The organism is Arcticibacter svalbardensis MN12-7 (assembly GCF_000403135.1).
GTDB lineage: Bacteria > Bacteroidota > Bacteroidia > Sphingobacteriales > Sphingobacteriaceae > Arcticibacter > Arcticibacter svalbardensis.
On sequence record NZ_AQPN01000145.1, the window covers coordinates 59,436 to 73,313 of the forward strand.

13 protein-coding genes and 1 pseudogene are annotated in these 13,878 nt (G+C 36.8%); 9 read left to right on the top strand and 5 right to left on the bottom strand.

Going from position 1 to position 13,878, the window contains the following annotated elements; translation table 11 throughout:
* Window positions 1–4: 4 nt before the first annotated feature.
* From ADIARSV_RS19390 to ADIARSV_RS19405, 4 genes are all read left to right on the top strand, one after another.
* Window positions 5–2,404: a PDZ domain-containing protein gene (locus ADIARSV_RS19390; protein ID WP_016197380.1), complete on the top strand. Its 2,400-nt coding sequence runs from the start codon at window positions 5–7 to the stop codon at window positions 2,402–2,404.
* Between the two features lie 122 nt (window positions 2,405–2,526).
* A complete protein-coding gene (locus tag ADIARSV_RS19395) occupies window positions 2,527–3,891 on the top strand; it encodes a sulfatase-like hydrolase/transferase (RefSeq protein ID WP_262482262.1) in 1,365 nt (454 codons plus the stop codon).
* Window positions 3,892–3,902: 11 nt separating this feature from the next.
* Window positions 3,903–5,858, top strand: coding sequence for a heparinase II/III family protein (locus tag ADIARSV_RS19400; RefSeq protein ID WP_016197383.1), 1,956 nt, complete (start codon window positions 3,903–3,905; stop codon window positions 5,856–5,858).
* Between the two features lie 139 nt (window positions 5,859–5,997).
* Window positions 5,998–6,270 (top strand): helix-turn-helix domain-containing protein, encoded by a 273-nt coding sequence (locus tag ADIARSV_RS19405; protein ID WP_040300717.1) that lies wholly within the window; start codon window positions 5,998–6,000, stop codon window positions 6,268–6,270.
* A gap of 45 nt (window positions 6,271–6,315) precedes the next feature.
* On the opposite strand, the pseudogene ADIARSV_RS23280 reads toward ADIARSV_RS19405, so the two are convergent.
* Window positions 6,316–6,393, bottom strand: a pseudogene (locus ADIARSV_RS23280) (transposase domain-containing protein); the annotation flags it as partial.
* Window positions 6,394–6,626: 233 nt separating this feature from the next.
* On the opposite strand from ADIARSV_RS23280, the gene ADIARSV_RS22960 reads away from it, so the two are divergent.
* From ADIARSV_RS22960 to ADIARSV_RS22725, 4 genes are all read left to right on the top strand, one after another.
* A complete protein-coding gene (locus ADIARSV_RS22960) occupies window positions 6,627–6,749 on the top strand; it encodes a hypothetical protein (RefSeq protein WP_262482260.1) in 123 nt (40 codons plus the stop codon).
* A 252-nt stretch (window positions 6,750–7,001) separates the two neighbouring features.
* Window positions 7,002–7,133 (top strand): hypothetical protein, encoded by a 132-nt coding sequence (locus tag ADIARSV_RS22965; RefSeq protein ID WP_016197384.1) that lies wholly within the window; start codon window positions 7,002–7,004, stop codon window positions 7,131–7,133.
* 423 nt (window positions 7,134–7,556) lie between these two features.
* Window positions 7,557–7,709, top strand: coding sequence for a hypothetical protein (locus tag ADIARSV_RS22720; RefSeq protein WP_016197385.1), 153 nt, complete (start codon window positions 7,557–7,559; stop codon window positions 7,707–7,709).
* Between the two features lie 15 nt (window positions 7,710–7,724).
* Window positions 7,725–7,991 carry an IS110 family transposase gene (locus ADIARSV_RS22725; RefSeq protein WP_262482263.1) on the top strand — a complete coding sequence of 89 codons (267 nt, stop codon included), beginning with the start codon at window positions 7,725–7,727 and terminating at the stop codon, window positions 7,989–7,991.
* A gap of 131 nt (window positions 7,992–8,122) precedes the next feature.
* On the opposite strand, the gene ADIARSV_RS19415 is transcribed toward ADIARSV_RS22725, so the two are convergent.
* From ADIARSV_RS19415 to ileS, 4 genes are all read right to left on the bottom strand, one after another.
* A complete protein-coding gene (locus ADIARSV_RS19415) occupies window positions 8,123–8,821 on the bottom strand; it encodes an SIMPL domain-containing protein (protein ID WP_016197387.1) in 699 nt (232 codons plus the stop codon).
* Window positions 8,822–8,912: 91 nt separating this feature from the next.
* Window positions 8,913–9,563 carry a lipoprotein signal peptidase gene (locus tag ADIARSV_RS19420; RefSeq protein ID WP_040300744.1) on the bottom strand — a complete coding sequence of 217 codons (651 nt, stop codon included), beginning with the start codon at window positions 9,561–9,563 and terminating at the stop codon, window positions 8,913–8,915.
* Between the two features lie 2 nt (window positions 9,564–9,565).
* Window positions 9,566–9,949 carry a TraR/DksA family transcriptional regulator gene (locus ADIARSV_RS19425; RefSeq protein WP_016197389.1) on the bottom strand — a complete coding sequence of 128 codons (384 nt, stop codon included), beginning with the start codon at window positions 9,947–9,949 and terminating at the stop codon, window positions 9,566–9,568.
* Between the two features lies 1 nt (window position 9,950).
* A complete protein-coding gene (gene ileS, locus ADIARSV_RS19430) occupies window positions 9,951–13,343 on the bottom strand; it encodes an isoleucine--tRNA ligase (protein ID WP_016197390.1) in 3,393 nt (1,130 codons plus the stop codon).
* A 200-nt stretch (window positions 13,344–13,543) separates the two neighbouring features.
* On the opposite strand from ileS, the gene ADIARSV_RS19435 reads away from it, so the two are divergent.
* Window positions 13,544–13,822 carry a DUF202 domain-containing protein gene (locus ADIARSV_RS19435; RefSeq protein ID WP_152439957.1) on the top strand — a complete coding sequence of 93 codons (279 nt, stop codon included), beginning with the start codon at window positions 13,544–13,546 and terminating at the stop codon, window positions 13,820–13,822.
* Window positions 13,823–13,878 lie beyond the last annotated feature (56 nt).

A 13,878-nucleotide genomic window follows, 5' to 3' on the forward strand; every position in this document is an offset into this window, starting at 1 on the left:
AAGGATGACCAATTTAATTCGATTATCAGTCTTCGCACTTTATCTATCGCTAAGTTCGTTTAAAGCTCCTGTAAAGGAATTTTACGTATCGCCGAAAGGAAACGATACTGCGAAAGGAACAAAGGAAAATCCTTTAAAGACATTAGATAGAGCAAAAGAACTGGCAAATGCTTTTAGCGGAAAAGCAGAAGTAAACATCATTTTAAACGATGGCATTTATTATTTGCCCAATACTTTTGTATTGAATAGTAACAATTCTGGAACTGCAGAAAACCCAGTTATTTATAAAGCTTTAAACGAAGGGAAAGCGATCATAAGCGGAGGCACTTTGCTTAACTTAAGATGGAAACCCTATAAAAACGGAATTTATACGGCCCAAATAACTGGTGAACAAGACATTTCACAGCTTTACATCAATGGCCAAAACCAAAGAATGGCTCGTTTTCCTAATGCCATTGAAGGTAAAAATGTTTTTGATACTTGGGATTTAGATCATGGAAAAACCGCAGATCCTAAAAATGACCCTTTAGATTTGAACAGAATAAAATCGTGGAAAAATCCAGAAGGTGCATATTTACATGCTATGCATCAGGCTTTATGGGGAGATATGCACTGGTTGGTAAAAGGTAAAAACACTGATGGTAGTTTAATTTTAGAGGGAGGTTGGCAAAATAACCGTCCATCTGCCATGCACCCACGCTACAGAATGATAGAAAATGTCTTCGAAGAATTAGATGCACCCGGCGAGTGGTTCTACAATAAAAAAGAGAAAACACTTTATTACTATCCCCTAGCTAAAGTTGATTTAGCAAAAGCAACCGTTGAAATTGTACGTTTAAAACATTTATTAGTGTTTAACGGAAACCAAAAGCAGCCTGTAAAACATGTAAGCTTTCAAGGTTTCGTATTCAGACATGCTAGTCCGACCTTTATGCTAAATAAAGAACCGCTTTTACGTAGCGATTGGACAACTTACCGTGGTGGAGCCGTTTTTTTTAATGGTGCAGAAAATTGCAGTATCATTAATTGTGAATTTGACCAAGTGGGCGGTAACAGCATTTTCGTAAATAATTACAATCGAAAAATAACTATTAAAAGCTGTTATATCCACGAAAGTGGTGCTAATGGAGTTGCTTTTGTTGGTAACCCAGATATGGTACGTAGCCCATTATTTAGATACGGAAAACAAGATTTCGATAAAATTGACCTCACCCCAGGTCCTAAAGGAAATGATTACCCAGAGGATTGTTTGGTAGAAGATTGTTTAATTACCAAAACTGGCCGCTATGAAAGACAAACCGCTCCCATACAAATCTCTATGTCGCATAAAATTACAGCCAGCCATTGTTCAATTTACGATGTTCCGAGAGCGGGAATAAATATTAGCGAGGGAACTTTTGGTGGTCATATAATTGAGTATTGCGATGTGTTTAATACCGTATTAGAAACTGGCGATCATGGTAGTTTTAACTCTTGGGGAAGAGACCGATTTTGGACTCCGGACATTAACCAAACTGTTAAAGAAGTTGTTAAACATCCAAACTTGCCTAAGTTAGATATTTTAGATTTTAACACCATCAGAAATAGCCGTTTCCGTTGCGACCATGGCTGGGATATAGATTTAGATGATGGTTCTACATGGTATAAAATTTACAATAACGTTTTATTGAATGGCGGTTTAAAACTTCGTGAAGGATATGACCGTATGGCTTATAATAATGTCATTATCAATAATTCACTGCATCCACATGTTTGGTATGCAGAAAGTGGTGATGTGTTTAAAAACAACATTGTTTTTGGAGCTTACAAACCAGCAGTAATGAACAAAACAATTGCCGAGAATGGGAAATGGGGCACATTGATAGATTCTAATCTTTTCACTTCCAATATCATCGATTTAGAAAAATTTAAAGCCAATTCAACGGATGCGCATTCGCTAGTAGGCAACCCTAATTTTATTGATGCTAAAAATGGAGATTTTAGAGTAAAAGAAAATTCACCAGCTCTAAAAATCGGATTCAAAAACTTCCAAATGGAGTTTGGTGTGAAATCTAAAAAACTAAAAGCCATTGCAAAAACTCCAATTATCCCCGATTTAGTTTTTAACACAAAAGTAACCGTTGAAAAAACATTTGAGTGGTTGGGCGCTCGAGTAAAAAACGTAGAAACACTTTCAGAACAATCTGCAGCAGGCCTTGCAACAATAAGCGGTGTGTTAATATTAAAACTTTCTGTGCATGCTGCTGCAGAACAAGCAGGCTTTAAAACTGGCGATGTGATTACCACATATAATGGCAAAACTGTTGACAACTATAAGCAACTCATAGAATTATTCAATAACAACAAAATTATTTCAATTGGGATAATGAGAAATCAAGAGAAAGAAATCATTAATTTTAAATAGTGTAGGCGTATTAATACCATGAAAAAAATATCAAAAAATCCAATTACAAAATTAAGCATACTCACTGCATTACTGCTTGTAGTAGCTGTTTCTTTTGCACAAGAAAAAAACAACCTAACATTATATTCATTTTATGTGATGACTTAGGCTATGGCGATTTAGGTTCTTTCGGTCATCCAACTATTGAAACACCTAATATAGATAAGTTAGCCTCTGCTGGATTAAAACTAACTAATTATTACGCCGCTGCTCCTGTTTGCTCACCATCAAGAGTGGGTTATTTAACGGGCAGAAATCCAAATAAAGCGGGTGTTTATGATTTCATATCGGGCGTGAATAAAAGCGAGGATTGTAGGGATTTAGTACACATGCAAAAATCAGAACACACCATCCCCGAAATGTTAAAATCTGCAGGTTATGCTACTGCAATAATGGGAAAATGGCATTGCAATTCTAAATTTAATAGCGCTGCACAACCACAACCAAACAATTTCGGGTTCGATTATTGGTTTGCTACCGCAAATAATGCAACTCCTAGTCATGAAAACCCCGTAAACTTTGTGAGGAATGGCGTAGCAGTTGGAGAAATAAAAGGGTTCAGTTGTCAAATTGTTATGGATGAAGCTTTGGGTTGGTTAGATAAAAAAACAGATAAAAAACCGTATTACCTTCAAATTTGCTTTCACGAACCACATGAATCTATTTCTTCTCCAAAAGATTTGGTTCAAAAATATCTCCCAAAATCAATCAACGAAAATCAAGCCCAATTTTTTGCAAGCGTAGAAAATGCTGACAGAGCTGTGGGTAGATTAATGAGCTATTTAGAGAAAAATAAAGTAGAGAATACCATTATCATTTTCACTTCAGATAATGGCCCAGAAACTTTAAACAGAACCAGTAAGTCATTTAGATCATACGGTTCAACTGACGATTTAAAAGGACATAAACTTTGGACTAACGAAGGGGGTATTAGAGTTCCTGCAATTATTTATTGGAAAGGCAAACAAAACTTTAAGGGCACTAGCGATGCTGTGGTTTCTGCGCTTGATTTCTTCCCAACATTTGGCGAATTAACGGGTGCAAAACTACCAAATGTTGGATTAGACGGTGAGTCTATTAGCTCATTAATAAAAACGGGAAATTACAATCGTAAAAAACCATTGATTTGGAGTTTCTACAATGCTTTAAACCAAGAAATGGTTGCCATGCGTTTTGGCGATTGGAAAATTTTAGCAAGACTAAAAAATGAGAACAAGTACTTGCCTCAATTTGAAAATATTTATAGTGGGAATTGGGAGTTAGTTAAAAATGCCAAACTAACCGATTTTGAATTATACAATATAAAAATGGATAGAATAGAAAAATTTGAAGTTTCAAAAGCAAATAAAGAAGTTTTTGAAGATATGAAAACCAGACTAGCTAAAGAATATAATGCCTTATTAAGCGAAAGTTTTGTTTGGTCGAGAACTACTGGTAAAGCTGAATAATTAATAAAAAAATGAAAACAATATTAAAATTAATTTTAATCTTTCTGTTTATTTCAAACACCTCTTTTGCTAAAGCTGATGATGGATTAAACATTACTGCCTACTTAAAATTAGCGAATGGCGATCAGATTTATCCAACCGCTAAACAAATAAAGATGTTACGTCCATTTATGCCACAGGAAACCTTTATGCCTGCACCAGCATATAGCGATAGGGATTATTGGAACAAAATTGCAAATTCATCATCAGGAAAAGAATACTTAAAGGAAGCTTATGCAGTAATACAAAAAACTCCTGAGATCCCTATTTCTGATGAAGTGTATAGAGAAGCCAATAAACAAGGCAATAGAGGGATGTATAAACCTAAATATTACAATACCATGGAGAGATTGGAGTATTTTATATTGGCAGAATGTCTTGAAAATAAAGGGAATTTCATACCTCAAATAGAAACTTATTGTAAAGCTATTATGACGATGAAATCGTGGATGCATCCTAACCATGACGATTCGGCAAACAGCAATTTAGAAGGCAAAAGCATTGCAATTGATTTAGGTGCACGGAAATTCGGGTCGGTTTTAACGTTGGCTAATATTCTTTTAGCAGATAAATTGCCTGCCAAGTTAAGAAACGATATATCATCAATTGTACATAAAAGAATTACAGCATCATATTTAGCAAGTGCAAAAGGCGAAAACGAATTGAATAAATGGATAAAAGCCACCAGTAACTGGAATGCGGTTTGCACAAGTGGTTCTGTATTTTCTACCATTGCCAATTCTACTGATGCAAATGAAAGACTTGCTATTGTTGGTTCTGCTTTAAACAGTATGAAATACTATTTAAGTGGTTTTGGGCAAGATGGTTATTGCTCGGAAGGGGCAGGCTATTGGGGTTATGGATTTGGGCATTATTTGTATCTGGCACAAATACTATCAGATTATACCCATGGTAAAATAAACTTATTTGACGGAGGAAACCCTGAGAAACTTAAAAATGTAGGTAATTTTCCTCAGAAATTTGAAATTCAGAATAGTACTTGTGCTCCCTTTGCTGATGGGGTCTCACAACTCTCTAATAGCGGTAGTAATTTTGCTGCTACCCTTTCAGCTGCACACTATGGCGCTATAAAACCTGTAGAGTTTAGGTTTGAAGAAGCCGTAGAACATCTTATAGCATGGAATAACCCGACCCTATTTTCAATCAATAAAAACGCTCCAAAACCAAATCAAGATTTACCTAATTATTCTTATTTCGATGACTTTGGAATGGTAATTTCAAGGGGAAAGCAGAAAAATCCTTTTTCAATTGCTGTAAAAGCGGGGCACAACGCCGAAAATCATAACCATAGCGATGTGGGAACTTATGTTGTTTTTTTAGGAAATGACTTAATAACCGGTGATATAGGAGCGCCATCGTATACCGCTGGTGCATTTTCTGAAGATAACCCAGCAAGAAGCTCTTGGGGGCATCCTCTTCCTCGTATTGATGGCAAATTACAATCGAACGGCCGAAAATTTGAAGGAAAAATCACGGAAACAACATTTACTAAGGAAATTGATAAAGCAGTGATGGATATCAGCAAAGCTTATGAGATTCCGCAAATCAAAAAGCTTGTCCGTACGATAGTAAATAATAAATCAGGTACAGGAACAATTACCATTGAAGATCAATTTTCGGCTACAAAGCCTCTAACTTTTGGTACAGCAATATTGACTTTTGCCAAATATGAAATCATCAATTCAAACACCGTTATTTTAACCACAAAAAATCAAAAAGTAAAAGCAGAAATTACAAGTACGGGTGGTGAAATTAAAATTGTGGATGAGCAAGTACCAGTAAAAGGCTTAAGACAAGGGGGTACAGCTTATAGAATTGGTATTGATTTTACCAAACCAATAAACGAAGGTACTATTGCTGTTAAATATACTCCTGTAAACAAAAAAAACATAGAGGATCCGAATTAGCAGGGTATTTATTGATGAATTTACCTGCTAATAAGAGAGATATAACATTGTTGTAAGCGTAAGCGCTCGGTGAAAAGCATATTTGAAAAGTGGATATAATTTTTATTGCATCTCTTTTCAATCAGTTCATATTTGTTTTATGATAACCATAGGACAAACACTACAGAAATTATGGGAATCTAATGGTGTAACCATCAGTTCGATAGCTAAAGCTGCCGGATTATCAACCGCTACCTACTACAATGTTGAACGGGGTTATAAAGAAGCGAGTTTTATAGTCATATTCAAAATCTGCAGGTTCTACGAATCAGCCTGCATGAATTTGCTGATATTGTTACTCCTGCTGAGTTTGAACGTCCTGAGCTTACCAGTATCCGTTTTATGGAGAAACTGTAGTAGCCAAACTACTTAGGCTACTACAAGAGGGGACCAGTTCTGAGGGAGGAACTCCTTGAGTTTATTCCTTAGGGCAACCAGGCATTCTGTTCAGTACATCTGTCAGCCATTCCTGTGGATTAATCTGATGTAATTTGCAGGTACCAAAGGAAGAATAGAGCTTGACTGCCCAGCTTCATGAGAACCATGAAACAAATAATTTCGTTTTCCGATTTATGTAAAGTTTTACATAAAATCGATTATGAATTGTTGAGGATTATGTTAAGTAAAGGGTAAAATCCGATCTTAGGCTTTGTTGCGAAGTAAAGCACTTTACATAACTATAGCTGTTGTAATGAAGACCGCAATGTAGCGATCATTAAAGCAATAGCTATGAGAAAAATCCGGACATCCTTCGACCAGCTCATTTCAGGTGCAGGCGACGTGTTAGTGAACAAATTGCTAAGAACCCCCTATACCATCATATGGTATAGGGTTTACTGGTGGCGAATGTAGCGTCAGCTCTTATGTTTGCATTACCACATTAAAATAATAAATTTAATATAATAAGTGAGAAACGTGAGAGTAAAATTAGACCCTAACAGTTATTAAAAGCATGTACATAAATAAATATTGCATCACGTTTTTTCACCTTTTAGAGTCAGAACAGTATGTAAGAAATATAGGTTGGCTATATATTCACAATATCCAACCAGGAGAAAAGACGAAGAAAGGTTATTCACTTATAAATTATTAACATACAAATTAATGATGATTTTAAAACAGGTAGCAGGTATTGATGTAGCTCAGAAAGAACTGGTAGTATCCCTTGGACATATGAATCAGGAGCTAACAATAGAATTGTTTGACTATAAGGTATTTGCCAACAGTCAAAAATGATTTAAAGCATTAACAACGTGGACTGAAAATCAGGTTAAAATAACATAAAGATCCGTTATGTTATGGAAGCCACTGGGTATATCATGAATCCTTGGCCTATTATCTGACAGACAATGGCTTAGAAGCAAGTATTGTATTGCCCAACAAGATCAGTAACTTTTCCGGACCCTTGATGTCAATGCGATTACAGACAAAACAGCCTCACAAGCTATTGCCCGTTTTGGATTGGAAGGAAATTAGAAGTATGTCAAAAACCTAAAAAAACATTCCGGGAACTGAAGCAATTAACCAGTGAAAGAGACCAGCTGATTGCAGACAGAACCGTATTAATGAACCAGTTACATGCGGAAAATACAGAAGCTTTTCCAAATCAAAGCAGTATGAAAAGGATAACTGAACGTATTAAGCTGCGATAAGCAGGATTTGGAAATTAAGGCAGAGATCACTACAATTATTAAAAAAGATGCAGAATTAGTAAAGAAGATTAACCTGATAACGACTATACCGGGTGTAGGTAACCTTACTGCAGTAATCATATTAGCACAAACAAATGGATTTGAACTGATAAAGAATTAAAAAGCAGTTGGTGGCCTGGATGTAAAGTTAAAGGATTCAGACACATCAGTAAAAGGCAAACCCCGGATATCTAAGAAAGGGAACAGGCATCTTAGAAAAGCCATGCATATGCCAGCACTGTCCGCAATGAGATTTAATGAACAAAATAAAGCTTTATTTGTCCGCCTGGTATCCCGACATGGTATTAAAATGAAAGCTGCAGTGTCCGTACAAAGGAAGATATTGGAACTCATATATATAATCTTTAAAACAGACAAGCCTTTTAATGATTATATCCAGTAAGGCGTAAATGGCATACAAGTTTTACAAAATAGTTAGAGCAGCCATTAAAAAATGAACTGCCCTAATGAGGCTAACATAAAGCCGCCTTTAATAAAACAAAAGTAAAATACATTTGGAATTCAACACAGCATCTATTTAACCAATTCAAACACAACTCTCATCTGATAGTTAAGTTTAATTTTTTTAAAGTCAATTTCAGGAGATGAACTCTCATCAGCTGTTTTGGCCATCATCATATTCATGCGATAAATCGGTTGAGGATAAGATTCATTATTGATCTCCTGAATCTCTAAGGGCTCGCCTACTTTATTATTAAGTGCTTCAGCAAGATAACCAGCCTTTTCCTTTGCCAACTTCAATGCTTTAATCTTTAGCTCCTTTTTAAGCGCTTCAATGCCTGAGTAGTCATAGCTTTCAATATTTGTATACTGAATGGACTTAGGATCCAGCGCTTCCATTAACTGATTGTATTTATTCAGATCGGTTACTTTAAGCGAATACTGTTTAGCCACTAAAAAGTCTGGATTTTTCTTTTTCTCCCAAGTGATATTGTAACCGGAAATATTATTGATTGTTAAATTTTCTTTGGGAATTCCTGCAGCTTGCACCGCATTGTACAGTTTAGTTTCCAGATCATTAATCTCTACTTTCTTTTTGCTGTTATTATCCTTTAGGTATTCTTTTAAAGAAATTGAGATGCGGATAATGTCTGGAGTTACTTCCATTTCAGAAGTTCCGTTTACCTCTATCTTTCGACGGGTATCAACAGTTTGAGAAAATAGTGGACTGGCAAATATGCTGATTAGAGCAATTAAGATGAACTTTTTCATATTTAATAGTTGAGTGTTTAATTAAAAGAGAGATGCATGATGGTATGATATTCCATACTTCAGCATCTCTCCTTAATATATTCAAATTGAATTATTCTTCAATTATCTCATTATGAGGATAAATCTTTTCTTGCTTTTCTTCCTTAAAATAGGTTTTTTGGAAGATGAGGATGGCAATAACGCCTATTGAAATGGCAGCATCAGCTACATTAAATATAGGGCGGAAAAATATGAAGCTTTCTCCAGACCATAAAGGAAACCAGTTGGGGAAAGTGCCTTCAATCAACGGAAAGTAAAACATATCTACTACCTTTCCATGAAATAGTCCTGCATAACCACCATCCACAGGTAAAAATTTAGAGGCCTGAAAGTAAGTGCTTTCATTAAATAACAGGCCATAAAAGGTAGAGTCAATAATATTACCCATTGCACCTGCAAAAATAAGGGCAACATTCAGAATCAGTCCTCTGTGATATTTATGTTTAATTAAATGAATCACGCCGTATCCAATAGCGCAAACTGCTACTATCCGAAATAGGGTAAGTGCTAATTTTCCTGCTTCACCACCGAATTCCATACCGAATGCCATTCCATTGTTTTCAGTGAAATGTATAATAGCCCGATTTCCAATGATATGATATTCCTGACCTAAACTCATGTTAAGTTTAATCCAGAATTTTAAACTTTGATCTGCTAATAAGATCAAAAATACGGTAAGAAAAGGCTTAAAATAAGCTTTCATCATTAATTTTGTTTCAGTTTTGCTTCCATACTTAAAGTAGCATGAGGAACCGCACGCAGACGCTCTTTAGGAATTAGTTTACCTGTTTCACGACAAACACCATACGTTTTATTTTCTATACGTACCATTGCTGCTTCCAGATTCTCAATAAACTTCTTCTGGCGTGCAGCTAGTTGATTAATCTGCTCCTTTTCTAAAGTAGCCGATCCATCTTCCAATGTCTTATAAGTTCCAGCTGTGTCATCTGTGCCGTTCGTATTTGGGCTGCTTAATGATTGCGTAAGCGATCCAAGCTCTTCTTTAGCCATACGAAGCTTATCTAAAATAATATCTTTGAATTCCTTCAACTCAGAGTCAGAGTACTTGGTCTTTAAGTTTTTTTCCATCTTATGCTTTTGTAATCAATAGCGTTAATTCCTGTTCTTCAATTTCTACCGTTTCACCCGACTGAAGATCAGGTACAATGTTAAAAGAATTTGCGAGAATTTCTGCGCAAATATAGGATAAATTATTCTTCACAGCTTCAGATATCAGCTCAGGAAATGCAGCTTGTACATTTATTTTATCCGTTACTTCAAGACCTAAATCTTTCCTTAAATTTTGAATCCTGTTTACTACTTCCCTTGATAATCCCTCCTGCTTCAATTCCGTTGTTATCGTAACATCTAAGGCCACAGTTAGTTTGCCAATTGTAGTAACTTGCCAGCCTGAAACATCTTCTGCGCTGATATCAGCGTCCTCAGGGAAGATTTCCATGTTGAAGCCATTCTTTGAGAATGAAGCGACTCCATTTTCTTCAAACAAGGCGAGGTCAGCTGGTGTCCATGAATTAATAAAGGCGGCTACATCTTTCATTGATTTTCCTGCCTTTGGACCCAGAGCCTTGAAATTAGGTTTCACTTTCTTCTTGATGAAACCTGAAGTATCACTTATAAATTCAATGCTTTTAATGTTCGTTTCTGAAAGAATTAGCTCTTTTACCTGTTCCACCTTCTCCTGAAAACTCGCATCAAGTACCGGCAATAAAATCTTATTTAAAGGCTGACGTACATTGATACCTACTTTCTTTCGTAAAGAAAGCACCATAGACGAAATGTTTTGTGCAAGAGACATCCGTTCTTCCAAAGGTTTATCTACCAGCTCTGGATTATATGACGGAAAATCTGTCAGATGAATAGACTCTGCGCTTTCCTTTTTAGTAATGGTATTCAAATCCTGAAAAAGACGCTCACTAAAGAAGGGTGCGATTGGCGACATGAGTTTAGCAATCGTATTCAAACAGGTATACAGCGTTTGATAAGCAGAGATCTTATCCTCTGAATAATCGCCCTTCCAAAAACGACGGCGTGATAACCTGACGTACCAGTTGCTTAAATGCGCATCCACAAATTCCTGAATAGCACGGGCAGCACGAGTTGGTTCAAAATCACCATAAAAGCCATCAATATCTTTCACCAATGTATTTAACATGGAGATAATCCATCTATCTATTTCCGGACGGGATGAATGTGCAATGTCCATTTCTGCATACTCAAACCGATCTATATTGGCGTAAAGGGCAAAGAAGGCATAGGTATTATGTAAGGTTCCAAAGAATTTGCGGCGTACCTCATCTAATCCTTCTTCATTGAATTTTAAATTATCCCAAGGCGAGGCATTGCTAATCATATACCAGCGGGTGGCATCTGCACTATATTTTTCAATCGTTTCAAACGGATCTACGGTATTGCCTAAACGCTTAGACATTTTATTACCCGCTTTATCCAGGACAAGCCCATTGGAAATAACATTTTTAAATGCTACAGAATCATTCAGCATTACCGATATCGCATGGAGCGTAAAGAACCATCCACGGGTCTGATCAACACCTTCAGCAATAAAATCTGCCGGGTAAGCCTTGTCAAATTCATCTTTATTTTCGAATGGATAATGCCACTGTGCATACGGCATCGCACCTGAATCGAACCAAACATCTATTAAGTCTGGCTCCCTGTACATCTTTTTACCAGATGGCGAGATTAATATAATATCATCCACATAAGGACGATGAAGATCGAACGTGGCATTGTTATAAGTATCCTGAAGTACGGAAAGTTTCTTAAACTCCTCCTCAGTTAGCAATCCGGATACTGTTGCTTCCGCAATTTTAGATTTAAGCTCCTCCACAGAACCGATACACAATTCTTCAGTACGGTCTTCCGTTCTCCATATCGGTAGGGGAGTTCCCCAGAATCTGGAGCGTGATAGGTTCCAGTCAACCAGGTTTTCAAGCCAGTTACCAAACCGTCCTGATCCTGTAGATTCAGGCTTCCAGTTGATATCCTTGTTTAACTCAACCAGTCTTTCTTTCACAGCTGTTGTTTTTATAAACCAGCTATCCAAAGGATAATAAAGTACCGGTTTATCTGTCCGCCAGCAATGCGGGTAACTATGCTCGTATTTTTTTACATCAAAAGCCTTATTTTCTTCTTTGAGCTGTATGGCTATCAATACATCAGTAGCCCTAAAATCGGGTTCATTTCTGATCTCGTCTGAATAGTATTCTTCCTTTACGTATTTACCAGCGTAGTCTGTCACCTGATCTACAAATTTACCTTGACGATCTACCAGTGGAAGCTCATTTCCTTGGGCATCAGTAATCATGACGGCAGGGATCCCATTTTCACGGGCAACTTTAAAGTCATCTGCACCGAATACAGGAGCTATATGTACGATACCAGCACCATCTTCTGTAGTCACAAAATCACCAGGCACAACCCGGAAAGCTTCTTTTTCAAGATTTTCATTTGTCACATAAGGCATAAGCTGATGATAGCGTAAACCGATCATTTCAGCGCCTTTAAACTCTCCTGCAACTTCCCATGGAATGATTTTATCCCCATCATTATACTCCTTAAAAGAAGCATTTTCTCCCTCAGCTTTAAAATATTTTGATACCAGATCCTTGGCAAGAACCACACTAACCGGTACATAGGTATAGGGATTAAAAGTTCGGAGTTTTACATAAGATATGTTCTTTCCAATCGCCAGAGCGCTATTAGAAGGTAAGGTCCATGGTGTTGTTGTCCAGGCCAGAAAAACAGTATCTTCTGCCTCATTCTGAACCAGAATAGGCATCAACGGGTGTACCTGATCCTTCACCACACGAAATTGTGCAACGATAGAAGTGTCTTTCACATTTTGGTACGTACCAGGCATATTCAGTTCATGCGAACTTAATCCGGTACCTGCAGCCGGTGAGAAAGGTTGAACAGTATATCCTTTATATAAAAGGCCTTTATTATAAAGCTCTTTTAAAATCCACCACAGGGATTCAATATAATTATTTTCGTAGGTGATGTAAGGATGTTCCAGATCAACCCAATAACCCATCTTTTCAGTCAGGTCATTCCATACATCTGTATAGCGCATCACTTCACTGCGACATGCTGCGTTATATTCCTCTACGCTGATCTTTTTGCCGATGTCTTCTTTTGTAATGCCAAGCGTTTTTTCAACTGCAAGCTCAATTGGAAGGCCATGCGTATCCCATCCGCCTTTACGCTCTACACGATAGCCTTTCAGCGTTTTATATCTGCAAAATATATCTTTGATACTACGGCCCATGACATGATGGATACCAGGCATTCCATTCGCTGAAGGGGGACCCTCATAGAATGTATATGGCTTTGATTCCGGTCGGTTAGAAATACTCTTTTCAAAGATTTTATGACTTTTCCAGTATTCAAGGATTTCTTTTCCTGTATCAGATAAATTCAGTTGTTTATATTCTTTGTACATCAGTGCTTTAACCCAAATTTTAAGGTGCAAAGTTACGAAATTAGAAGGTAATTTTTAATCAAGCGTTCAAAAACAAAGGTTAATGACGCCTAAATTATACTGCATTGTGTTCAATCCCAACATAATCATAGGATTATCAAGTTTTTTAACCTGCTTGATAATGGCATACACTTTGATTAAATTTGAGTATGAATAAATTTATGCGAAGAGGCCTCGTCATGGTAGCTGTGGGAGTAGGCCTAAATCTGGTGGGGTATTCCATCAAGCGGAATGAGTTAGAAAACTACGGATGGGCCATGATTGTAGGAACAATCTTATTTGGTGTAGGTTTCTTGTTTATCTTTTATTCTTTTGTCCGCAAAGTTGAATATAAGGGAATTGTAGAAGAGCGTGCCGTTGTGGCAGAAAAAAAAGAACAACGCGAAACCGATATGCAAAATAATGATGATGACTCAGAGAGTCTTCGAGCACAGTCTTAGTATGAATAGAAATGCTGATATGATTTAAAATTTACTTTATACTTTTGGTTTTCCCA